23 protein-coding genes and 1 pseudogene are annotated in these 21,189 nt (G+C 63.5%); 3 read left to right on the top strand and 21 right to left on the bottom strand.

The genetic code is table 11. The annotated features are described in order from the left end of the window. Positions 1-99 precede the first annotated feature (99 nt). Complete coding sequence (locus tag Q7T64_RS08645; RefSeq protein ID WP_304794402.1) at positions 100-246, top strand: hypothetical protein; 147 nt, start codon at positions 100-102, stop codon at positions 244-246. Then, positions 243-617 carry a hypothetical protein gene (locus Q7T64_RS08640; RefSeq protein ID WP_304794399.1) on the top strand — a complete coding sequence of 125 codons (375 nt, stop codon included), beginning with the start codon at positions 243-245 and terminating at the stop codon, positions 615-617. The genes Q7T64_RS08645 and Q7T64_RS08640 overlap by 4 nt, the downstream gene beginning before the upstream one ends. Positions 618-625: 8 nt before the next feature. Here the strand turns inward: Q7T64_RS08640 and Q7T64_RS08635 are convergent, their stop codons facing one another. The 21 genes and pseudogenes from Q7T64_RS08635 to Q7T64_RS08535 all read right to left on the bottom strand — a co-directional run bounded on the left by Q7T64_RS08635 (position 626) and on the right by Q7T64_RS08535 (position 19,915). Further along, positions 626-895 (bottom strand): hypothetical protein, encoded by a 270-nt coding sequence (locus tag Q7T64_RS08635; protein WP_304794396.1) that lies wholly within the window; start codon positions 893-895, stop codon positions 626-628. 325 nt (positions 896-1,220) lie between these two features. Continuing rightward, a complete protein-coding gene (locus tag Q7T64_RS08630) occupies positions 1,221-1,529 on the bottom strand; it encodes a DUF1330 domain-containing protein (RefSeq protein ID WP_304794393.1) in 309 nt (102 codons plus the stop codon). Between the two features lie 8 nt (positions 1,530-1,537). Next, the gene (locus tag Q7T64_RS08625; RefSeq protein WP_304794389.1) at positions 1,538-2,491 is read right to left on the bottom strand and encodes a nitronate monooxygenase family protein; all 954 of its coding nucleotides are present in this window, start codon (positions 2,489-2,491) and stop codon (positions 1,538-1,540) included. 120 nt (positions 2,492-2,611) lie between these two features. Next, positions 2,612-3,517: an MBL fold metallo-hydrolase gene (locus tag Q7T64_RS08620; RefSeq protein ID WP_304794386.1), complete on the bottom strand. Its 906-nt coding sequence runs from the start codon at positions 3,515-3,517 to the stop codon at positions 2,612-2,614. Further along, positions 3,514-3,963, bottom strand: coding sequence for a hypothetical protein (locus Q7T64_RS08615; protein WP_304794383.1), 450 nt, complete (start codon positions 3,961-3,963; stop codon positions 3,514-3,516). The genes Q7T64_RS08620 and Q7T64_RS08615 overlap by 4 nt, the downstream gene beginning before the upstream one ends. Then, complete coding sequence (locus tag Q7T64_RS08610; RefSeq protein WP_304794380.1) at positions 3,960-4,190, bottom strand: DUF1289 domain-containing protein; 231 nt, start codon at positions 4,188-4,190, stop codon at positions 3,960-3,962. The genes Q7T64_RS08615 and Q7T64_RS08610 overlap by 4 nt, the downstream gene beginning before the upstream one ends. A gap of 50 nt (positions 4,191-4,240) precedes the next feature. Beyond that, the gene (locus tag Q7T64_RS08605) at positions 4,241-5,158 is read right to left on the bottom strand and encodes a hydroxymethylglutaryl-CoA lyase (RefSeq protein WP_304794377.1); all 918 of its coding nucleotides are present in this window, start codon (positions 5,156-5,158) and stop codon (positions 4,241-4,243) included. 2 nt (positions 5,159-5,160) lie between these two features. Further along, positions 5,161-6,087 (bottom strand): glyoxylate/hydroxypyruvate reductase A, encoded by a 927-nt coding sequence (locus Q7T64_RS08600; RefSeq protein ID WP_304794374.1) that lies wholly within the window; start codon positions 6,085-6,087, stop codon positions 5,161-5,163. Positions 6,088-6,166: 79 nt separating this feature from the next. Continuing rightward, the gene (locus Q7T64_RS08595) at positions 6,167-8,230 is read right to left on the bottom strand and encodes an acetyl/propionyl/methylcrotonyl-CoA carboxylase subunit alpha (protein WP_304794370.1); all 2,064 of its coding nucleotides are present in this window, start codon (positions 8,228-8,230) and stop codon (positions 6,167-6,169) included. Positions 8,231-8,394: 164 nt separating this feature from the next. After that, positions 8,395-9,426, bottom strand: coding sequence for a biotin synthase BioB (gene bioB, locus Q7T64_RS08590; RefSeq protein WP_304794367.1), 1,032 nt, complete (start codon positions 9,424-9,426; stop codon positions 8,395-8,397). A gap of 31 nt (positions 9,427-9,457) precedes the next feature. Continuing rightward, positions 9,458-10,165 carry a dethiobiotin synthase gene (bioD, locus tag Q7T64_RS08585; protein WP_304794364.1) on the bottom strand — a complete coding sequence of 236 codons (708 nt, stop codon included), beginning with the start codon at positions 10,163-10,165 and terminating at the stop codon, positions 9,458-9,460. Further along, a complete protein-coding gene (bioF, locus tag Q7T64_RS08580; protein ID WP_304794360.1) occupies positions 10,162-11,358 on the bottom strand; it encodes an 8-amino-7-oxononanoate synthase in 1,197 nt (398 codons plus the stop codon). Before bioF ends, bioD begins: the two co-directional genes overlap by 4 nt. Then, on the bottom strand, positions 11,358-12,698 hold the full coding sequence (gene bioA / locus Q7T64_RS08575; protein WP_370653282.1) for an adenosylmethionine--8-amino-7-oxononanoate transaminase: 1,341 nt from the start codon (positions 12,696-12,698) through the stop codon (positions 11,358-11,360). The genes bioF and bioA overlap by 1 nt, the downstream gene beginning before the upstream one ends. 35 nt (positions 12,699-12,733) lie before the next feature. Continuing rightward, positions 12,734-13,534, bottom strand: coding sequence for an enoyl-CoA hydratase/isomerase family protein (locus Q7T64_RS08570; RefSeq protein ID WP_304794354.1), 801 nt, complete (start codon positions 13,532-13,534; stop codon positions 12,734-12,736). A gap of 55 nt (positions 13,535-13,589) precedes the next feature. Next, positions 13,590-15,197, bottom strand: coding sequence for a carboxyl transferase domain-containing protein (locus Q7T64_RS08565; RefSeq protein ID WP_304794351.1), 1,608 nt, complete (start codon positions 15,195-15,197; stop codon positions 13,590-13,592). After that, a complete protein-coding gene (locus Q7T64_RS08560; RefSeq protein WP_304794439.1) occupies positions 15,194-15,526 on the bottom strand; it encodes a YchJ family protein in 333 nt (110 codons plus the stop codon). The genes Q7T64_RS08565 and Q7T64_RS08560 overlap by 4 nt, the downstream gene beginning before the upstream one ends. Positions 15,527-15,585: 59 nt before the next feature. After that, positions 15,586-16,020: a rhodanese-like domain-containing protein gene (locus Q7T64_RS08555; protein ID WP_304794436.1), complete on the bottom strand. Its 435-nt coding sequence runs from the start codon at positions 16,018-16,020 to the stop codon at positions 15,586-15,588. Between the two features lie 21 nt (positions 16,021-16,041). After that, positions 16,042-16,614 (bottom strand): annotated as a pseudogene (locus Q7T64_RS08550) (2-hydroxychromene-2-carboxylate isomerase); the annotation flags it as partial. An 86-nt stretch (positions 16,615-16,700) separates the two neighbouring features. Continuing rightward, positions 16,701-17,369, bottom strand: coding sequence for an SDR family oxidoreductase (locus tag Q7T64_RS08545; RefSeq protein WP_304794348.1), 669 nt, complete (start codon positions 17,367-17,369; stop codon positions 16,701-16,703). Between the two features lie 2 nt (positions 17,370-17,371). Beyond that, positions 17,372-18,553, bottom strand: coding sequence for an acetyl-CoA C-acetyltransferase (locus Q7T64_RS08540; RefSeq protein ID WP_304794344.1), 1,182 nt, complete (start codon positions 18,551-18,553; stop codon positions 17,372-17,374). A gap of 171 nt (positions 18,554-18,724) precedes the next feature. After that, the gene (locus Q7T64_RS08535) at positions 18,725-19,915 is read right to left on the bottom strand and encodes an isovaleryl-CoA dehydrogenase (RefSeq protein WP_304794341.1); all 1,191 of its coding nucleotides are present in this window, start codon (positions 19,913-19,915) and stop codon (positions 18,725-18,727) included. A gap of 169 nt (positions 19,916-20,084) precedes the next feature. On the opposite strand from Q7T64_RS08535, the gene Q7T64_RS08530 reads away from it, so the two are divergent. Beyond that, positions 20,085-21,152, top strand: coding sequence for an MBL fold metallo-hydrolase (locus Q7T64_RS08530; protein WP_304794337.1), 1,068 nt, complete (start codon positions 20,085-20,087; stop codon positions 21,150-21,152). Positions 21,153-21,189 lie beyond the last annotated feature (37 nt).

Below are 21,189 nucleotides of genomic sequence, written 5' to 3'. Positions count from 1 at the left end.
TTGCGACCACCCGTTCCATTGGCGCAGCATTGATAAAGTTGCACGACTCTCCACTAGAACCCCGCTACCCATCCGATTCGACCAACGCAAGGAGCTGCGATGTCCGAAGCCGCCACACCGTTCATCCATCAGTCCGCACCGCCGCGCTTGCCTGACAGCCAGGAACATGTCGAGGGCAAGCCCGCCACCGGCACAGTTCGCGCCGCTGCAGTGCTGCAAGCGACAACCCGGCAGGTGACGGCATGATCAACTTGCCGGTGGACGAATCGATGATGCGGGCGCTGCACCGCTTCCTGCATGCCAGCGAAGGCGGGGCCACCTTGCACAAGGTCGAGCGTGACGGTGAAATCCTCCTGTACTTCCGCAAGAACGGCAAACTTGACGAAAGACTGGCCAGCAAATTAATTCACGGCAACACGTCAAATGCCGCACCCAACCCGGTGCTGCGATTGGTCAAGACCGATACGCCGGGTGCCGCACAGGGGGCGCCCGGGGACTCTGCCGACAGCGGGACGCGTCGTGCGTCCCGGCTGCAACAAATGGAAGACCGGATTCCCGGCGTGCTTTCCAGCCAGGCTGCGCAATCGTTTTCACAGCGCCGGTCACGCAGCAAGTAGCCTTTCCATCATTTCCCCCCACGCCGGGCGGGTGTGCCGCCCGGACATGCATTCTGCTCGGCAGTATTTTTCACCACCGCTTCCACACCGCGCTGTTCACGGCAATCGGTATCCTGCTGGCCGCTCATGACATCCTTGTACGCTTGCACCATGTCACTGCGCGGCCCACTTTGCTGACTGTCTTCGGATTCATCGATCTCGTTCGGTTGACGCGGCGTGGCGTCATTGCGAACCGGTCGCCCGGTCCTGACCTGGAATGGCCGGCGGTCGGTTTTCATTGCACCCTCCCTTGTCGAATAATTGCCGAAACGATCCGGCTACCTTCGTTTGGAGTCGATGAAGCGGGAGAAATTCAATGCCTGGTGCAGAAATCCGGATGCGCTCGCCAAGGCGGGTGACGGGCAAGGACGGAGATGAGTGAGTCTGGTGGCATGCAGCGATTGACTGCAACAAGAAATCAATCGCTGAAAAGGCGTTGGCAAAGCGTGCATCTGTATGGATGCAAGTAATACAGCCGATCAATCAATCCCTGACGGCATCAGCAAAACACCAGGCGCATCGGCGCGGCAAGGGACCGGCTGTCCCGCCGCGCCAGCTGCCGGGTCAGGGCTGGAAACCTTCCACAATGCACAGCCGTCCGATCGAGTTTGCCTGGCGCACCGCGATGGCCTTCGTATACTCAACCGACTCATACCAGCCGCGCGCTTTTTCCAGCGAATCGAATTCCACGATCACCGTACGCAAGGCGTTGCTGTGCTGTGCATCCGCCCCCTCGCGCTGCTCACGTTGGCCGCCACGGACCAGGAAGCGGCCGCCGTGTTCGGCGACGCTGGCCGAAGCCATCGGTCCGTACTCGGCGTAGCCGGCAGGATCAGTCACGGTGATTTCCGCGATGATATAAGCTTTTTTCATGATGTGATTTATCCTTGTAATGAGAGCCGGCGACGGGCAGCATCGTATTCCCGTTTCAACTTTGCCACCACTTCTGCGGTCGGCAAAACATTTTCCATCAGGCCCACGCCCTGTCCTGCGCCCCAGATGTCACGCCAGGTTTTGGCCGCGCCGAAATCCATCTTGCTCTTGTCGGCCTGCGGCAGGTTTTCCGGGTCCAGGCCGGCCCGTTCGATCGAGCTGCGCAAGTAGTTGCCATGCACGCCGGAAAACAGGTTGGTGTAGACGATGTCCGCTGCCGAAGAGTCGAGTATCGCCTGCCGGTAGACGTCATCGACATTGGCTTCCGGCGTGGCCAGGAAGCGCGATCCGATATAGGCCAGGTCCGCGCCGCAGGCTTGCGCCGCCAGCACGGCATCGCCAGTCGCGATCGAACCGGACAGCGCGATCGGTCCGTCAAAGAACTGGCGCACCTCGCCGACCAGTGCGAACGGCGACATGGTGCCGGCATGCCCGCCGGCGCCGGCCGCAACCACGATCAGCCCGTCGACGCCGGCTTCCAGCGCTTTCTTTGCATGGCGGATCGAGATCACGTCATGCAGCACGATGCCGCCATAACTGTGTACCGCCTCCAGCATTTCCGGCGGCGGTGCGCGCAGTGAAGAAATGATGATCGGCACGCGATGCTTGACGCAGGTTTCCACGTCCTGTGCCAGCCGCGTATTGGATTGATGCACGATCTGGTTCACCGCAATCGGACCGATGATGGCATCAGGATGCGCTTGCTTGTAGTCGCGCAAGTCGGACTCGATCGTGGTCAGCCATTGGTCGAGCATTTCCTGTGGCCGCGCATTGAGCGCCGGGAAACTGCCGACAATGCCCGCCATGCATTGCGCCGTCACCAGCGCCGGGCCGCTGGCGATGAACAAGGGTGAAGCGATTACCGGCAATGCAAGGTTCTTAAGGACTGGGGGCAAAGCCATTGAAGCCTCGAATCAGGTTGAACGTCAGTCAAGCGCCGCTGGCGCGGCCGCAGGAAACGCAGATTATAGGGCACGAAACAAAACACGATTCAGGTCTGGCCACGATCCGGTGCAGGCAAGCTAGCAGTCCCGCAGCATGTCCTCATGAAGCGTCGCCACGCCAGCCCTGACCAATTCATGCGCGGTCCATTCTGCCAATGCATGCTCGTCCATCTTCAGGTAGCGCCGGTTCATGGTCGCAAACAAGGGCACATCACGCAGCCAGTTGGCCAGCTCTGCGAGCGTCACTTCGCGCCGCTCCAGCAAGCGGAATTTGACCAGCGCCCTGACACCGTTCTGCGCATTGCGCAGCGGATCTGCCGCCAGGTAATCAATCCGGCTGAATGCGCGCTCCAGCGCGGCGCCCACGTCAGCGAAGGGGGCGCCATGGCCGGGTATCACGCCGCGCACATCAAGTTGGGCGATCATCTCCAGCGTGGCGCGGGTAGCGGCAAAACCGGGCTCGCCAGCCAGTTCCGGGAATATGACGCCGAAGCCGTTTTCCCAAAGCGCATCCGCCGATATCAGCAAGCCTTCTGCCGGGCAGTACAGCACCAGTGAATGCGGATCGTGCCCGGGTGCGGCCAGCGCCTGCCAGTCGAGGTCGCCCAGCCGCACGGTCTGGCCGCCGGCAAGAGTGGCGTCGAACGCAAAGCGGGGGCATGACTGGCCGGTGGCGCGGTAAGTCAGCGCGTCTTCGTTCCAGTCGCGCACGGCGGCGGCTTCGGCCTGTGGAATCGTTGTGTGGCAGTTATATTGTGCTTGCAGCGCCGCGTTGCCGCCGCAATGATCGGAGTGCAGGTGGGTATTGAGCAGCCGGTCCAGCGGCCGGCCAGCCAGGCCGTGGGCGACCAGGGCCAGGGTTTGCGCGGCGTGTGTGACATAGCCGGTATCGACCAAAGCGCTGTCGTCCTGCCCGAGGAACAGGATGTTGTTGGCCGACAGCCAGCCCCGTTCCAGTACCAGCATGCCCGCCGGCAGCTTCATCGCTTCATCCGGTAAGCCATCGAAATTTTTGCGAACTCGATCAGCAATTCGCGGTTGCCGCCATTGAAAGTGACGAAAGCGGTGCCGGTGCGCACTACCAGGCGCGGCGGGAACAGCCAGCTCAGGTAGGGAATGCCGATCATCTTGGCACTGCGCACGTCGGGCCACTCGACCCGCCGGTTATACATCCATGTTTGCGAGATGCCCCGGCCGTCAATCGTCACCATCGAACGCAGGAACCAGTAGTAGCTGATCACCAGCATCAGCGCCGCACCCGCCAGCAGCACTTTCACACCAAAGCCATATTGCAGCAGCGGAAATCCGAGGATGATGCGCACGCTGTACACGGCAAGGGCGGTGCATACCAGTGTCGCCAATATCTTGAACCAGGCGCTGTAGGCAGGGCCGGTGACGGTGCGGTCCGGCTGGTAAAAATTCAGGCTCATTGCAGGCCCCCGGTCACGACCGCGTCGGTGGCGTTGGCGGCCACGTCGGCAAGCTCGCTGCGCCGGCGTTCGATGGCGCGCCAGATGCCGCGCTTGTACTCGTCCGGGGCACCGCCCCAGGCCGTGATTTCGTCGATCGTGCGCAGGCATCCGACGCACAGGCCGGTGTGCTGCTCCATGCGACAGATATCAATGCAGGGCGATGGTGGCGGCAGCTTGTCGTTCATCGATTGCGGCTTCAGGGAAGTAGGCAGTGGGCGAGGCAGGGTCGTCACCATCAGGCCGCCCGCTTCGCGGCAATGGCATTGCCGGCACGGCTGGTGGACTTGCGCCCAAGCGCAGCCGAAATGAACTGGCCGGCCTCAACCACCTGGTCCAGGTCAATGCCGGTTTCAATGCCCAGGCCCTGCATCAGGTACAGCACGTCTTCGGTGGCGACGTTGCCGGTCGCGCCTTTCGCATACGGGCAACCGCCCAGGCCCGCCACGGAGGAATGATAGATCGTGATGCCGCACTCCAGGCTGGCGTAAATATTGGCCAGCGCCTGCCCGTAAGTGTCATGGAAATGACCCGACAATTGCGACACCGGAAAATCGCGGATGACCTGCTCCATCACGTCGACCACCATGTTGGGGGTGGCCACGCCGATGGTGTCGGCAATGTCGATTTCATCGCAACCGATGTCACGCAGGCGGCGCACCACATCGGCCGCTGCCTGCGCCGGCACTGCGCCCTGGTACGGGCAGCCAAAGGCGCAACTGACGGCGCCGCGCAAGCGCAGGCCATGCGCCTTGGTGGCGCGCGCTACTTCGGCAAAGCGCTCGATCGATTCCGCAATCGAGCAGTTGATGTTCTTTTGCGAGAAGGCTTCCGATGCCGCGCCAAAGATCACGACTTCGTCCACGCGTGCTGCCAGCGCCGCCTCGAACCCCTTGATGTTCGGCACCAGCGCGGAATAGACCACGCCAGGCTTGCGCTGTATGCGCGCCATGACTTCGGTCGAGGTCGCCATCTGCGGCACCCACTTGGGCGACACGAACGATGCCGCCTCGATATTCGGAAAGCCGGCCCGGGTCAGGCGGTCGATCAGTTCCACTTTGACATCCGCAGGGATGGTCGCCTGTTCGTTTTGCAGGCCATCGCGCGGGCCGACTTCTACAATCCTGACCTTGCCCGGCAGATTGGGTTTTGTCATGTTCAATATCCTTTTGTGCGATCGACTACTCCAGCGATTTCCTCGCCGTTTTCGAGCTTGCGTATTTTGCCGGCAATCTGCGCCAGGCTCACCGGCCGCAAGGTCACTGCGGCGATATGCGGCGTGACCGTGATCGCAGGCTCGGACCAGAACGGATGGGCAGGCGGCAACGGTTCTTCGCAAAACACGTCCAGCGTCGCGCCGGCGATATGGCCATTCTGCACCAATGCCAGCAAATCCTCTTCAACCACATGCGGCCCGCGCGCGACATTGATCACGAACGATTGCGGCGGCAGCTTCTGCAAGTTTTCCCGGTTCAGGATGCCGGTGGTGGCCGGCGTCAGCGGCAGGATGCAAACCAGCACGCGCGAAGCACGCAGGAAAGCGTCGAGTTGTCCGTCCCCCGCGAACGAGGTGACGCCCGGCGTCGACCTGCCAGTGCGGCTCCAGCCATTGACCGGAAAACCGAAGTGCAGCAGCGAAGCGGCAATGCACTGGCCCAGCACGCCCATGCCCAGGATGCCGATGGTGAATTGCTGCTTGTTGTTCGGTTTGAGGAAGCGCCAACTGGCCTGCTGCTGCTGCCGTGCAAAATCGGCGAAGCGGCGGAAGTAGCCCAGCACCGCCCAGCTGACGTATTGCGCCATCTGCTCGCCCATGCCGGCGTCGTCCAGCCGCACGATCGGCAAGCCCGCCGGGATCTGCTCGCCATGGCGCAGGATGCCATCCACACCGGCGCCAAGGTTGAACAAGGCCTTCAGGCCCGGCTGCTGCAGCAGTTCCACCGGCGGCTCCCAGACCACGGCGTAATCGGCCGGCTGGCTGTCGCCCGGCTGCCAGGCCCGCAGTTGCGCCTGCGGCAGGTGGGACTGCAATTCGGCCAGCCAGGGCTCGGGCCGGCCTTCGGGTGCATAGAACAGGATTTGCATGGCTTGTGGTTCGATCTTGCTTGCGTGCTGGTGTTGTTCGGGATTGGAATTGTTCGGGCCGCTGCGAGCGGGTGCGACTTCAGGCCGCCGCTGGTGTGGCGCCAAGCGCAAAGACGATCAGTTGCGCGCCATCGGCAACCTGGTCGCCCACGGCATACATCAGCTCGGCGACCACGCCATCATGCGGCGCGCAAATCGTGTGTTCCATCTTCATCGCTTCCATGATCAGCAAGGGCGCACCTTTTTGCACACTGGCGCCCTGCTCGACCAGCAGCGCCACGATCTTGCCCGGCATCGGCGCGGTCAGCCGGCCGCCTTCTTCCTCCAGCTCGCCGGCATGCGCCATCGGATCCTGCCAGTGCAGCTGGGCATGTTCGCCATCGACGAACACATGCACCATCTCGCCCACCCGCACGGCGTTGCCATGCACGGTCTCATGACCCAGGCGCAGCGCCAGCCGCTGGCCTTCTGCCGCCACCAGCAGCATGTCATCGGACTTGCCATCGAGCGTGAAGGTCCAGTGGTCGCCGCTGTAAGCGATCGATGCGGCGCGCGCACCGACTTCGTCATCGAAGCGCAGGGTTCGCGTCAGGCGGCTGTTCATGCGCCAGCCGCCGACATCGGCCCAGGGGTCGCTGTTGCCCACCGCCTGTCGCAACTCGGCCGCCAGGATCGACGCCGCAGCCAGCGCCAGCGCATGGCGGGATGCCGGGCATGGTGCAGGCAGCAGCGCATCGCGATGGCGCTCGATCAGGCCGGTGTCCAGGTCGGCAGCGCGAAACGGCGCGCTGCCGACCAGCCGCTTCAAGAAGGCGACATTGGTCGCCAGGCCGGCGATTTCGACTTGCGCCAGTGCTGCGACCATCGCCACGCAGGCCTGGTCGCGAGTGGGCGCCCAGACGATCAGCTTGGCGATCATCGGATCGTAATAGGGCGAAATCGCATCGCCTTGCGCGACGCCGGAGTCGATCCGGACCACCGGCCTGGTCGCCACCGCCGCTTCTGCCGCCACCGCCGCCGCCGTCAATGGCCGGGCCGGTGTGCAGAATTCAAGCGCTGGCGGCTGGCAGAAATAGTGCAGCGTGCCGATGGCCGGCAGGAATCCCTTGTCCGGATTTTCGGCGTACACGCGCGCTTCGATCGCATGGCCGGACATGCTCAGGTCCTGCTGGCGGCACGGCAGCGGCTCGCCGCAGGCCACCCGCAACTGCCACTCCACCAGGTCGGTGCCGGTGATCATTTCCGTCACCGGATGTTCGACTTGCAGGCGGGTGTTCATTTCCATGAAATAAAACGAGCCATCCTGGTTGGCGATGAATTCCACCGTGCCCGCGCCGACATAGCCGACCGCCCGGGCGGCGGCAACCGCCGCTTCGCCCATTGCCCGCCGCCGCTCATGGCTCATGCCTGGCGCCGGCGCCTCCTCCAGCACTTTCTGGTGCCGCCGCTGGACCGAGCAATCGCGCTCGAACAGGTAGACGCACTCGCCATGGCTATCGGCAAATACCTGGATTTCAATATGGCGCGGGCGTGTCAGGTACTTCTCGACCAGCACGCTGTCGTCGCCAAAACTGTTGATCGCTTCGCGCTGGCAGGAAGCCAGCGCGGCGTCGAACTCGCCGCTGGTTTCAACGATCCGCATACCTTTGCCGCCACCGCCGGCGCTGGCCTTGATCAAGACCGGATAGCCAATGGCGTCGGCCGCACGGCGCAACAGCGCACCGTCCTGGTCTGCGCCGTGATAGCCGGGAACCAGCGGCACGCCGGCTTTTTCCATCAGCGTCTTGGCAGCCGACTTCGAGCCCATTGCGCGGATGGCCGACGCCGGCGGTCCGATGAATACGATGCCGGCCGCGGCGCAGGCTTCGGCAAAAGCATCGTTCTCGGACAGGAAGCCATAGCCCGGGTGGATTGCCTGCGCACCGCTGGCCCTGGCCGCAGCCAGTATGCGGTCGGCGCGCAGGTAACTGTCGCGCGCAGCAGCCGGCCCGATCAGGATCGCTTCATCGCAAGCGGCAACATGGCGTGCCTGCGCATCCGCTTCGGAGTACACCGCCACAGTCTTGATGCCGAGGCGACGGGCAGTCGCCGCCACCCGGCAGGCGATCTCTCCGCGATTGGCAATCAGTATCTTGGTGAACACAGTAGCTCCTGTTGTGGATGGCCGGTACGGATACGGGGCGTGGTCCTGCTGCTGCTAATGCTGCTGCTAACGCTGTTTCTGATACTGGTGCTGATGCTGATGCAAATCCGGCCGGCGCCGGTCATGGTCCTGCGTTGGTCACACCGGCGCCGGCCGTACTTCTGCTATTCCAGCTCGCAGCGGGCATCGACATGGCCGCTGCGGCTGTGCATGCCCAGCTTGTCGAGAAGGACGGCATCAGCTTGCACTTCCGGATTGCCGGTGGTCAGCAGCTTGTCGCCATAGAAAATCGAATTGGCGCCGGCCATGAAACACAGGGCCTGCACCGCGTCGCTCATCTGGCGCCGGCCGGCCGACAGGCGCACCCGCGCCTTGGGCATCGTGATGCGCGCCACCGCAATGGTCCTGATGAACTCCAGCGGATCGAGCGGGTCGGTGCCATGCAATGGCGTGCCTTCCACCTGCACCAGGTGGTTCACCGGCACCGACTCCGGATACGGATCCATGTTGGCCAGTTGCGCAACCCGGCCGGCACGCTGCAGGCGCGATTCGCCCATGCCGACGATACCGCCGCAGCAAACCTTGAGGCCGGCGTCGCGTACCCGGCCCAGGGTGTCGAGCCGATTCTGGTAGTCGCGCGTGGTGATGACCTTGTCGTAAAACTCCGGCGCGGTATCGATATTGTGGTTGTAGTAGTCAAGCCCCGCGCCCTTGAGCCGCTCGGCCTGGCCGTCGCCCAGCATGCCCAGTGTGACGCAGGTCTCCAGGCCAAGCGCCTTGACGCCGCGCACCATCGCCTCGATCTGGTCGAGATCGCGCTCCTTCGGTTCGCGCCAGGCAGCGCCCATGCAGAAGCGTGTCGCGCCATGCGCCTTTGCCTCGCGGGCGTGTTCGAGCACGGTATCGAGCGGCAGGATTTTCTGCGCCGTCACGCCGGTGTCATAACGCGCCGCCTGCGGGCAGTAGCCGCAATCCTCCGCGCAGCCGCCGGTCTTCACCGACAGCAGGGTCGCCAGCTCGACTTCGGTCGGGTCGAAATGCGCGCGATGCGTTTGCTGCGCACGGTACAGCAAATCGCTGAAGGGCAGGGCGAACAATGCCGCCACTTGCTCTACCGGCCACCGGCTTTCTGCTGCGTTGGCATTGGCCGCCGTGGCTTTGGCGGCGGGAAAGAATTCGACGACTTGACTTGACATCTGTTGTTCCTTTGGTGGGCTCATGTTCATGCTATTGCGCACGGCCGGCAGTCCAGCCCGGCAGGCAAGAAAAATCCAGGTACGCTGCCGCATGGGCAGCGTCGGCAATCGCCAGTCGCGGCACCACGCCCAAGAGCGGCGCGGGCAAACGCTGTTGCAGCGCATCGATATTCGCCTGTATCTGCAGCATGTCGGCATCGACGGTATTGGCGACCCAACCCACCAGGTCCAGGCCGCGGGCCGCGACCGCTTCAGCGGTCAGCAAGGCATGGCTCAGGCAACCCAGGCGCAGGCCGACCACCATGATCACCGGCAGTCCGAACTGTACCGCCATGTCGGCCGTATCGGCGCCATCGGTCAGGGGCACGCGAAAACCGCCGACGCCCTCGACCACCACCGCATCCGCCATCGCAGCGACCTGGTCGTAGCAGGCGCGCAGGTGGGGCAGGTCGATCCGGTGCAGTTCCAGCTCGGCGGCAATATGGGGCGCCATCGGCTGGCGCAGCAGGCAGGGCGTCAACAATTCCAGCGGCAGTTCGACACCGGCGTTGGCGGCGAGCATGTCGGCGTCTTCGTTATGCCAGGCGCCATCGCGCCAGGTGGCGCCGGCCGCAACCGGCTTGATGCCCGCCGCGCGCACGCCACGCTGCGCCAATGTGTGCAGCAGCGCCGCCGAAACCAGCGTCTTGCCGATCTCGGTATCGGTGCCGATGACGAACCAGGCGGCGCCCTGTGTCATGGCGCCGGGCACAGGTCGAGGCTGTCGATGGCCAGCAATGCCGATGTCAGCCGGCTGGCCTGCTCGCGCGTATGCGCGGCCGACAGGGTGACGCGCAGGCGGGCCGAGTCGGCCGGCACGGTTGGCGGGCGAATCGGCGGCACCCAGATGCCTTGCTCCTGCAAGGCGGCCGCCGCCTTCTGCACTTCGCTGTTGCTGCCGATGATCACCGGCTGGATCGCGGTTTCCGATGCCATCAATTGCCAGCGCATGTCGCGCAGCTCATGTTTGACTTGCGCAATCAGCGCGCGCAGGTGCGCGCGGCGCTGCTCGCCCTCGTCGCCTTCGATCAGGTCCAGGCTCTTCATCAGCGCGTGCGACAGTGCGGGCGGTGAGGCGGTGGTGTAAATATACGGCCGCGAACGGTTCACCAGCCAGTCAATCACGGTCTCATGGGCGGCGACGAAGGCGCCGGCGACACCGGCTGCCTTGCCCAGCGTGCCGACATACACGAGATATGGTGAGCGCAAGTCGAAATGCGACAGCACGCCACGCCCGCGCTGGCCCAGTACGCCAAAGCCGTGGGCGTCATCCACCACCAGCCACGCGCCATGGCGCTCGCACAATGCCAACATCGCCGGCAAGGGCGCAATGTCACCATCCATGCTGAACACGCTGTCGGTGACGACGATCTTGACCTGCGCCTGGCTTTGCCCCAGCAGTTCGGCCAGCATGTCGATGCGACCATGCGGATAGACCCGGACCTGCGAGCGCGACAGCCGCGCACCGTCGATCAGCGAGGCATGGTTGAGTTCCTCGGAAAACAATTCAGCGTGTGGCCCGCCCAGACCTGTCAGCACGCCCAGGTTGGCCATGTACCCGGTCGAGAAAGTCAGCGCGCCAGGCGACGGGATGTGCGGCGACAACCAGTCGGCAAAACGCTCCTCCAGCACGACGTGGGCATGGCTGTGGCCGTTGATCAGGTGCGATGCGCCGCTACCGACGCCATAGATGCGCGCGCCTTCGGCCAGCGCCTCGACCAATGCCGGATGATTGGCCAGGCCAAGATAGTCGTTACTGCAAAATGCCAGCAAGGGCTGGCCATCCACCTGCATGGCGGGCGCGCAGGGCGAGCCGACCACGCGCCGGCGGCGGCGCAGCTGGGCATGGCTCAACTGGTCCAGCTGTTGCTGCAATTGATCGATCAATTCCATCAGCGTGATACCTCTTGTTCAAATACGGATTGGGTGCGCTGCGCCAGCAGCGCGATTTCTTCCTCGTCGAGCACATAGGGCGGCATCAGGTAGACCGTGCGCCCGATCGGACGCAACAGGACTTCCTGTTCCAGCCCGGCGGCAAACATGCGGCGCGCAAACGACGCAGCCTGCGTCGGGTTGTCGACCTGCGCATCGAAAGCCAGGATCATTCCCCGTTGCCGGAAATGGCGCACCTGCGGATGCGCCGCCAGCGGCGCCAGGGCCTGGCCCAACTGGCTTGCGCGCTGGCGGTTTTGATTCAGTACATCGTCTTCATCGAAAATCTGCAGCGTTGCCAGCGCGGCGCGGCAGGCCAGCGGATTGCCGGTATAGGAATGCGAGTGCAGGAAGCCGCGCGCCATGTCACGATCATAGAAGGCCTGGTACACGGCATCGGTCGTCATCACCAGCGACAAGGGCAGGTAGCCGCCGCTGATGCCTTTGGACAGGCACAGGAAATCGGGCCAGATGGCGGCCTGCTCGCAGGCGAAGAAAGTGCCGGTGCGACCGCAGCCGACGGCAATTTCGTCGGCGATCAGGTGCACCTGGTAGCGGTCGCATAAATTGCGCACGGCGCGCAGGTAGGACGGGTCATGCATGACCATGCCGGCCGCGCACTGCACCAGCGGCTCGACGATGACGGCGGCGATACGCTCGCCGCGCTGCTGCAGCAAACTTTCAAGCGCCCCCGCAGCGCGTGCCGCGACGTCGGCGGCGGTCTCGCCCGGCGCTGCCAGGCGGGCGTCCGGCGTGGCGACCACATGGGCGGACTTGAGCATCGGCCCATAGGCGTCGCGAAACAGTGCGACATCGGTCACGCCCAGCGCGCCGATGGTCTCGCCGTGATAGCTGCCTTGCAGGCAGACGAATTCCTGCTTGTCCGACTGGCCGCCGTTGCGCCAGGAATGAAAACTCATTTTGAGTGCAATCTCGACAGCCGACGCACCATCGGAAGCGTAGAAGCAATGGCCGAGCGCATGGCCGGTGCGCGCAGCAAGCTGCTCGGACAGTTGCACCACCGGCTCGTGGGTGAAGCCGGCCAGCATGGCGTGCTCCAACCGCTGCAACTGATCCACCAGCGCGGCATTGATGCGGCCATTGGCGTGGCCGAACAGGTTGACCCACCAGGAACTGATGGCGTCGAGATAGCGCCGGCCGTCGTGATCGAACAACCATGCGCCCTGGCCGCGCGCAAGCGCCACCAGCGGCATGGTTTCGTGATGCTGCATTTGCGTACATGGGTGCCACACGCTGTCCAGGCTGCGTGCCACCCAATCATCCTGCGATGATGGCTTCAATGAATGCTCCGAATTGTTCTTGGCAGTCGGCTGGCTCAGTCCAGCCAGCGCGGCTTGCGTTTATCGAGGAAGGACTGCACGCCCTCGCGGCCCTCGTCAGAGGCGCGAATGTCGGCGATGCGGCCAACCGTGTCGGCGATCAGTGCATCGTCGATCGCCTTCCCGGCGACGTCGCGCACCAGTTGCTTGGCCGCGCCCACCGCGTGCGGGCTGGCCGCCAGCAGCGCATTGACAATGCCGGCCACGGTGCTGTCCAGCGCTTGTGCTTCGACCACTTCGTGCACCAGTCCGATCCGGTGCGCCTGCTGTGCAGGAAATCGCTCGGCGGTCAGGAAATAGCGGCGCGCGGCCGAAGCGCCCATTGCGCGAATCACATAGGGCGAGATTGTCGCAGGAATCAGCCCGATCTTGACTTCGGAAAGGCAAAATTGCGCACCCTGCGCGGCCACCGCGATATCAGCCGCAGCGACCAGGCCGACGCCGCCGGCATAGGCATCGCCCTGCACCCTGGCCACGACCGGTTTCGAACACAGGTCGATGGCGCGCAACATGGCGGCCAGCGCGGCCGCATCGGCCAGGTTTTCTGCATGGCTGTAGCTGGCCATTTTCTTCATCCAGTGCAGGTCGGCGCCAGCGCAGAATGCCGGACCGCTGGCAGCCACCACGATCACCCGCACCGCGGGATCGTTCCCCAGCTGCCCGAATACGGCGCTCAATTCGGCGATCGTGATTTCGTTGAATGCATTGCGCAACGCGGGCCGGTTCAGCGTCACGGTCGCGACCCGGGCGTCGATGGCGACGGCGATGGTTTGGTAGCCGGCGTATTCCTGGGTCATGGTCTGCTCATTGCACCTTGTTTCATTGCGGCTGGTTTCATTGCAACTGAATCGATTACATCCGGAAGATGCCAAAGCGAGTCTCTCCGATCGGCGCATTGAGCGCCGCCGACAGGCCCAGCGCCAGTACCCGGCGGGTATCGGCCGGGTCGATGACGCCGTCATCCCACAGGCGGGCGCTGGCGTAATACGGATGTCCCTGGTGCTCGTACTGCTCGCGGATCGGCTGGCGGAAGGCTTGTTCGTCCTGCGCGCTCCAGCTCTCGCCGCGCGCCTCGATGCCGTCGCGCCGCACGGTGGCCAGCACGCTGGCGGCTTGCTCGCCGCCCATCACCGAAATGCGCGCGTTGGGCCACATCCACAACAAGCGCGGCGCGAATGCGCGGCCGCACATGCCATAGTTGCCGGCGCCGAAACTGCCGCCGATGATGACGGTCAGCTTGGGCACTGCCGCGTTGGCCACCGCCATCACCATCTTGGCGCCGTTGCGGGCAATGCCTTCATTCTCGTATTTGCGCCCGACCATGAAACCGGTGATGTTCTGCAAGAACACCAGTGGAATCTTGCGGGCGCAGCACAGCTCGATGAAATGCGCTCCCTTGAGTGCGGACTCGGAAAACAGGATGCCGTTATTGGCGATGATGCCCACCGGCATGCCATGCAAATGGGCAAAGCCGCACACCAGCGTGGTGCCGTAGCGCGCCTTGAATTCGTCGAAGGCGCTGGCGTCCACAATACGCGCAATCACTTCCCGCACATCAAAAGGCTTGCGCGTGTCGGTCGGTATCACGCCATACAATTCGCTGGCCGGGTAGGCCGGCTCCTGCGGCGGACGCAGTTCCAGTTCGTGTTTTTTGCTGGCGTTCAGGTTGCCGACGATGCGGCGCGCGAGCGCCAGTGCATGCAAATCGTTTTGCGCCAGGTGGTCGACCACGCCGGACAAGCGCGTGTGCACGTCGCCGCCGCCCAGGTCCTCGGCGGAAACCACTTCGCCAGTGGCTGCCTTGACCAGCGGCGGGCCGCCCAGGAAGATCGTGCCCTGGTCCTTGACGATGATCGACTCGTCGCTCATTGCCGGCACATACGCGCCGCCTGCTGTGCAGGAACCCATTACCACCGCAATTTGCGCAATGCCCTTGGCCGACATGGTGGCCTGGTTGAAGAAGATGCGGCCAAAGTGGTCGCGGTCGGCAAATACTTCATCCTGGTTGGGCAGGTTTGCGCCGCCGCTGTCGACCAGATAAATGCAGGGGAGCCGGTTCTGCTCGGCGATTTCCTGTGCCCGCAAATGCTTTTTCACCGTGATCGGATAGTAGGTGCCGCCCTTGACCGTGGCATCGTTGCAGACGATCACGCACTCGCGGCCCGCCACCCGGCCAATGCCGGTGATGATTCCGCCGCAGGGCGCTTCATTGCGATGCATCTGGTAGCCGGCCAGTTGCGAAAATTCGAGGAAGGGCGTGCCGGGGTCTAGCAGCGCCTGCACGCGGTCGCGTGGCAACAGCTTGCCGCGTCCAGTGTGCTTGTCGCGCGCCTGCTGGCCACCGCCAAGCGCAACCTGGGCCACTTTCTGTTCTAGGTCGGCCACCAGCGCGCGCATCGCTGCGGCATTGGCAATGAAATCATCCGCGCGCGGATTGAGCCGGCTTTCTATCTTCGTCATTTTTCTTTTCCCGGGAAACTGCCGTCCACGTACCACCACCTGCCTTGTTCCCGTACGAAATTGCTTAGCTCATGCAGACGATGCCCACGTCCGCCGCTGCGGTAGCACGCAACGAACTCGACCGTAGCGCGCTCGTCTTGCGCTTGCCGCTGGTGCCGCCTGACTTCCAGTCCCAGCCATTTGACGCCATCATCTGTGAGCGGCGGCTGCGGCCGGGTTGATGCATGCCAGGTCTGCAGCAGGTAACCTTCATTGCGCAGCACAAAAGCGCTGTAGCGCGAGCGCATCAATACTTCGGCATTCGCCGCGATCTCGCCGTGCTCGATCATGCGCGCGCAGCATTGGGCATAGTCGGCGCCGCCGCAGGGGCAAGGCAAGCTCTTGCCGCTCAAGCCTTCTTCGCCTTTTCTGCGACCGGCGCGCCGGCCGCTTTCCAGGCGCCGAATCCCCCTTCGATGTCGGCCACATTCTGCAGGCCAATTTCCTGCACAGTGGCAGTCGTCAGCGCGCTGCGCCAACCGGCGGCGCAAAAGAAAATGAATTCCTTGGGCTGGGCGAACTGCGGCTTGTGATAGGGCGATGATGGATCGACCCAGAACTCGATCATGCCACGCGGTGCATGCATCGCGCCCGGCACCACGCCTTCGCGTTCGAGCTCGCGCACGTCGCGGATGTCGACAAACTGCACATCGGGATCCTGCAGCCTGGCCATCGCTTCTTCTACCGTGTAACGACGGATCTTCGCGCTCGCCTCATCGACCATCTGGCGATGGCCCTTGATCGGCCCCGGCGCAGCCGCTGGGGTCGCGGCGGCCGTCGTCATTCCGGACAGGTAAGCGTCGATATGCGCAAAGTGGTCGAAACCCCAGAATGGCTCGCCGTCGACGATGACGAATGGCGAACCGAATACGCCGCGCTGCATCGCTTCATCGGTATCGGCCTTGAGTTGCGCGCGGGCTTCGGTACTGTCCAGCCCGACGGCCAGCGCAGCGGCATCCAGACCCAACGACGAGCCGACCTGCACGACATTGGCCGCCAAACTGATGTCGATGTTGTCGACGAAATAGGCGCGATACAAGGCCTTGGCCAATGCCACGGCTTGCTGGTCGCCATGTTCCGCGCGCGTCCACAACATGGCGCGGGCCGGTGCCGTGCTCGATATCGGGAACGGATCGGGCAGGTTGAAATCGATGCCGTGGAATCGCGAAGTCCGCTTGAAGTCGAGCCGGGCATAGTCGCCCTTGAGCGGGATCGATACCAGCGGACCGCTGCCAGTGGCGCGGAAGATCACGCCCAGCAGGATCGGACGCCAGCGCACGGTGCGACCGTGGCGCGCCGCCAAGGCTTCGATCGCGGTCGATCCGAAATAGCCGTAAGGCGAAGAAAAATCAAAAAAGAATTCGATCTCTGCTGCCATGCTGTCCCCTTCGCTATTCAATTCTTCATGATGCCGGCTGCCACCGGCCACTCAGGCCGGCGGCTATTGCCGGTCCATCGGCAGCGTCACCATGGCACGATATTGCCTTCATGATTGATGAAGCTGCCGCTGTCGGCGCGCGTGGTGCTGCCGATTGCGCGCAACATGCCCGCCACGCTTTGTTCGACGCCAATCGGTGCATCGACGCCGCCCATGTCGGTCTTTACCCAGCCGGGCGACATGGTGATCATCGTGATCCGCGCATACTCGAACGCAGCCGCCCGGACCACCATGTTGAGCGCGGCCTTGGACGCGCGGTAAAGCCAGCCATCGCCAGATTGCAGGCCGCCGATGCTGCCCATGCCGCTGCTGATGAAAACAAAGCGGCCATCCGCCGCTTCCACCATCGGCGCCAGCAGCGGCACGGCCTGGATTGCGCCCAGCACGTTGGTATGCATCACCAGGTCGAAATCGGCGGCGCCTGGCGACTGCGTCGGCCCAATGCGCGGGCCGTACACGCCGGCGACATAAAGCACCAGGTCGAGCGCGACGCCGTCCATTTGCCAGCCCAATGCGGCCAGCGACTCCGGCTGCGTGACGTCGAGCTTGATGCCAGCCGCACCGGCGGCATTGAGTTCGGCTACGGCGCCAGCATCACGCGCCGTCGCGAACACTTGCCAGCCTTCATCCAGCAACTGACGCGCGAATTCACGGCCGATGCCGCGCGACGCGCCGATGACCAGAGCGACCGGCATGGCTACATCAACTCGATTGCCATGGCAGTGGCTTCGCCACCGCCAATGCACAGCGTGGCAACGCCGCGCTTGCCGCCCGTCTTTTTCAACGCGCCGATCAGCGTGACGATAATGCGTGCGCCGGATGCACCGATCGGATGGCCGAGCGCGCAGGCGCCGCCATGGATGTTGATTTTCTCATGCGGGATCTTGTGCTCGACCATGGCGGCCATGGCGACGGCGGCAAATGCTTCGTTGACTTCGAACAGGTCCACTTCCGCGGTGCTCCAGCCAACTTTCTTGTAGAGCTTGTCGATTGCGCCCACCGGTGCGGTGGTGAACCAGTTCGGCGCCTGCGAATGGCGGGTATGGCCCAGGATGCGGGCAATCGGCTTGCAGCCAAGTTTCTGCGCCGTCGATTCGCGCATCATCACCAGCGCGGCGGCGCCATCATTGATCGATGACGACGATGCTGCGGTGATGGTGCCGTCTTTCTTGAAGGCGGGCTTGAGCGTAGCGATCTTGTCCAGCTTTGCCTTGAGCGGACCTTCATCCTTGTCGACCACGACGTCACCGCCGCGACCTTTTACCGTGACCGGCGCGATCTCCCATGCAAAAGAACCGTCCGCCGTCGCGGCCTGGGCGCGCTTGACCGATTCAATCGCAAAGGCATCCTGCGCTTCGCGCGTGAACTGGTACTTGGCGGCGCATTCTTCGCCGAAAGTGCCCATTGAACGACCGGCTTCATAAGCGTCTTCCAGGCCGTCGAGCATCATGTGGTCATACATCATGGCATGGCCGATGCGGTAACCGCCGCGTGCTTTCGGGATCAGGTAGGGTGCATTGGTCATCGACTCCATGCCTCCGGCAACGATGACATCGTTGGTGCCGGCCAGCAGCGCGTCGTGCGCATACATTGCAGCCTGCATCGCAGAGCCGCACATTTTCGACAGGGTCACGGCGCCGGCGGAAGTCGGTATGCCGGCCTTGATCGCTGCCTGGCGTGCCGGTGCCTGGCCCTGGCCGGCCATCAGGCAGTTGCCAAAAATCACATCCTGAACCTGGTCGGCTGCGATGCCGGCGCGCTCGACCGCGGCGCGGATCGCCACGGCGCCAAGCTCACTGGCCGTAACCGAAGAAAAGTCGCCCTGGAATGCGCCCATTGGCGTGCGGGCGGCACCGACGATGACGATCGGATCATTCATTTTGCTTGCTCCATTATTGAGGTGTGCTTCATTGTTTACTGGCTGGTTTGCCAAGTCCGGCTGTGCATTGCGTGACCGGTATTTTGCACCATGTCGGTGGGTCGGGGTCCTGATCACGCCGGGCATGAGCTTGCACCCGGTTGCGCCGGGCCGGTGCAAGCAGCGCAGCTTTCAGTCTTGCCGCGTCTGTGCAAACAACTCGCGGCCGATCAGCATGCGCCGGATTTCACTGGTGCCGGCGCCGATTTCATAGAGCTTGGCGTCACGCCACAAGCGCCCGGCAGGATAGTCATTTACATAGCCGTTACCACCCAGCGCCTGTATCGTCTCGCCCGCCATCCAGGTCGCTTTTTCAGCGGAATACAAGATCGCACCGGCGGCGTCCTTGCGCAATGCCCGCACCGCTTCGGGCGTGCCGGCGCGGTCGCAGGCCTGGCCCACTGCATACACATAAGCACGGCAGGCCATCATGGTGGAGTACATGTCTGCCAGCTTGCCCTGCATCAACTGGAATTCACCGATCGGCTGGCCGAACTGCTTGCGCTCATGCAGGTAGGGAATCGTCACATCCATGCAGGCTTGCATGATGCCCAAGGGACCGCCCGACAGCACCGTGCGTTCGAAGTCCAGGCCCGACATCAGCACGTTGACGCCGCGCCCCAATCCACCCAGCACATTCTCGGCCGGCACTTCGCAGTCCTCGAACACCAGTTCGCCGGTGTTGGAGCCGCGCATGCCCAGCTTGTCGAGCTTCTGGGCAACCGAAAATCCCTTGAAGCTTTTTTCGACCAGGAACGCGCTCATGCCACGCGCACCGGCTTCGATATCGTTCTTCCCGTACACCACCAGCACATCGGCATCGGGACCGTTGGTGATCCACATCTTGGTGCCGTTGAGCACCCAGCGGTCGCCCTTGAAGTCGGCCCGCAGCCGCATGCCGACCACATCCGAGCCGGCGTTGGGCTCCGACATCGCCAGCGCGCCGACGAGTTCGCCCGACACCAGCCCGGGCAGGTATTTGCGCTTTTGCGCGTCGGTGCCGTTGCGGCGGATCTGGTTGACGCACAGGTTCGAGTGCGCGCCATAAGACAGGCCGACCGAGGCCGACGCACGCGAGATTTCCTCCATCGCAATGATGTGCGCGAGGTAACCCATCGCGCTGCCGCCGTATTCCTCCTCGACGGTCACGCCAAGCAGACCCATTGCACCCATCTTGCGCCACAGGTCCGGCGGGAATTGGTCACTGCGGTCGATATCGGCAGCGCGCGGCGCAATCTCGGCGGCGGAAAATTGTTGCACGCTCTCGCGCAGGGCGGCGATGTCTTCGCCGTGGTCAAAACTCAGGCCGGGAACATGAAGCATGGGGACCTCGAATGCAGCGGGCAGGAAGCGCCGACAAGGCACTGGCAGCGCGCCAGACGATTAGTGAACTAGAATTGCGGTCGACGACTGGAAAACCATCGATGCATTGTAGCGCGTGGCCGGCAAATGGACAGCAGATGCCGGCCACGCTTTGTTTTGAGAAAGAGTGATGAATCATCTTGAGCTGGAACTGGATTACCCCCTGGGCGACACCTTGCCGGAAACCGGCGGCGTGCACCAGGTAGCCCCTGGCGTGCTCTGGCTGCGCATGGCGCTGCCCTTTGCGCTGAACCACATCAACCTGTGGTTGCTGGAAGACGAGCAGGACAACGGGCAGGGCATGGTGCGCGGCTGGACCGTGATCGACTGCGGCATTGCCACCGATCCGACCCGCACGGCCTGGGAAAGCGTGTTCGCCACGGCCTTGCAAGGCCGGCCAGTGCTGCGTGTCATCGCCACCCACTACCACCCGGACCACATGGGGCTGGCAAGCTGGCTTTGCCAGCGCTGGGGAGTACAGCTATGGACCACTGCCGGCGAATACGCGGTCGCCCGCATGATGTCGGCCGGCTTGCCGGGATTCGACAGCGCCTCGATGGTGGAGCATTTCCGTCGCAATGGACTGGCAGGCGAAGTCACTGAAGAAGTCCGGCAGCGCAGGAACCACTATGCGTCGCTGGTGCCATCGGTACCGACGAGCTACCGGCGCATGATTGACGGACAGTCAATCCGCATCGGCAATGCCGCCTGGCGCATCATTACAGGTTTTGGCCATTCGCCGGAACACGCTGCGCTGTATAACGAAGAACGCAATCTGCTGATCGCCGGCGACATGGTGCTGCCGCGCATTTCGACCAATGTCTCGGTGCAATGTTTCGAGCCGGATGGCAATCCGGTCCAGCTTTACCTGGACTCGCTGGGCAAGTTTTCGTCGCTGCCGGGTGACACACTGGTGTTGCCATCACACGGCAAACCGTTTCGTGGCATGCATATCCGGATACGGCAATTGCGCGAGCATCATGCCGAACGGCTGGAAGAAGTTTTGGTGGCATGCCGCGAGGCGCCGATGTCGGGCTTCGATATCGTGCCGGTCATGTTCCGGCGCAAGCTCGATGCGCACCAGATTTCGTTCGCACTGGGAGAGGCGCTGGCGCACCTGCACCAACTGTGGCTGGCTGGCAGCCTGGTGCGCACACAGGACGAGCACGGCGTATTCAGGTTCAGCGCAAGGTCCTGATAGCGCCTGATGTTGCGATTGCCGAGGCTGCCGGCAG

Origin of the sequence: Lacisediminimonas sp. (assembly GCF_030645335.1) — a bacterium.
Lineage (GTDB): Bacteria > Pseudomonadota > Gammaproteobacteria > Burkholderiales > Burkholderiaceae_D > Lacisediminimonas.
The sequence above is the reverse complement of the archived record's forward strand: the minus strand, read 5'-3'. Positions and strand labels throughout refer to the sequence as shown.

Excerpts from the sequence above, each read along its gene's own strand:
- Q7T64_RS08645 (WP_304794402.1), top strand. The coding sequence starts at position 100 with ATGTCCGAAGCCGCCACACCGTTCATCCATCAGTCCGCACCGCCGCGC.
- Q7T64_RS08640 (WP_304794399.1), top strand. The coding sequence starts at position 243 with ATGATCAACTTGCCGGTGGACGAATCGATGATGCGGGCGCTGCACCGC.
- Q7T64_RS08635 (WP_304794396.1), bottom strand. The coding sequence starts at position 895 with ATGAAAACCGACCGCCGGCCATTCCAGGTCAGGACCGGGCGACCGGTT.
- Q7T64_RS08630 (WP_304794393.1), bottom strand. The coding sequence starts at position 1,529 with ATGAAAAAAGCTTATATCATCGCGGAAATCACCGTGACTGATCCTGCC.
- Q7T64_RS08625 (WP_304794389.1), bottom strand. The coding sequence starts at position 2,491 with ATGGCTTTGCCCCCAGTCCTTAAGAACCTTGCATTGCCGGTAATCGCT.
- Q7T64_RS08620 (WP_304794386.1), bottom strand. The coding sequence starts at position 3,517 with ATGAAGCTGCCGGCGGGCATGCTGGTACTGGAACGGGGCTGGCTGTCG.
- Q7T64_RS08615 (WP_304794383.1), bottom strand. The coding sequence starts at position 3,963 with ATGAGCCTGAATTTTTACCAGCCGGACCGCACCGTCACCGGCCCTGCC.
- Q7T64_RS08610 (WP_304794380.1), bottom strand. The coding sequence starts at position 4,190 with ATGAACGACAAGCTGCCGCCACCATCGCCCTGCATTGATATCTGTCGC.
- Q7T64_RS08605 (WP_304794377.1), bottom strand. The coding sequence starts at position 5,158 with ATGACAAAACCCAATCTGCCGGGCAAGGTCAGGATTGTAGAAGTCGGC.
- Q7T64_RS08600 (WP_304794374.1), bottom strand. The coding sequence starts at position 6,087 with ATGCAAATCCTGTTCTATGCACCCGAAGGCCGGCCCGAGCCCTGGCTG.
- bioB (WP_304794367.1), bottom strand. The coding sequence starts at position 9,426 with ATGTCAAGTCAAGTCGTCGAATTCTTTCCCGCCGCCAAAGCCACGGCG.
- bioD (WP_304794364.1), bottom strand. The coding sequence starts at position 10,165 with ATGACACAGGGCGCCGCCTGGTTCGTCATCGGCACCGATACCGAGATC.
- bioF (WP_304794360.1), bottom strand. The coding sequence starts at position 11,358 with ATGGAATTGATCGATCAATTGCAGCAACAGCTGGACCAGTTGAGCCAT.
- Q7T64_RS08570 (WP_304794354.1), bottom strand. The coding sequence starts at position 13,534 with ATGACCCAGGAATACGCCGGCTACCAAACCATCGCCGTCGCCATCGAC.
- Q7T64_RS08565 (WP_304794351.1), bottom strand. The coding sequence starts at position 15,197 with ATGACGAAGATAGAAAGCCGGCTCAATCCGCGCGCGGATGATTTCATT.
- Q7T64_RS08560 (WP_304794439.1), bottom strand. The coding sequence starts at position 15,526 with ATGATCGAGCACGGCGAGATCGCGGCGAATGCCGAAGTATTGATGCGC.
- Q7T64_RS08555 (WP_304794436.1), bottom strand. The coding sequence starts at position 16,020 with ATGACGACGGCCGCCGCGACCCCAGCGGCTGCGCCGGGGCCGATCAAG.
- Q7T64_RS08545 (WP_304794348.1), bottom strand. The coding sequence starts at position 17,369 with ATGCCGGTCGCTCTGGTCATCGGCGCGTCGCGCGGCATCGGCCGTGAA.
- Q7T64_RS08540 (WP_304794344.1), bottom strand. The coding sequence starts at position 18,553 with ATGAATGATCCGATCGTCATCGTCGGTGCCGCCCGCACGCCAATGGGC.
- Q7T64_RS08535 (WP_304794341.1), bottom strand. The coding sequence starts at position 19,915 with ATGCTTCATGTTCCCGGCCTGAGTTTTGACCACGGCGAAGACATCGCC.
- Q7T64_RS08530 (WP_304794337.1), top strand. The coding sequence starts at position 20,085 with ATGAATCATCTTGAGCTGGAACTGGATTACCCCCTGGGCGACACCTTG.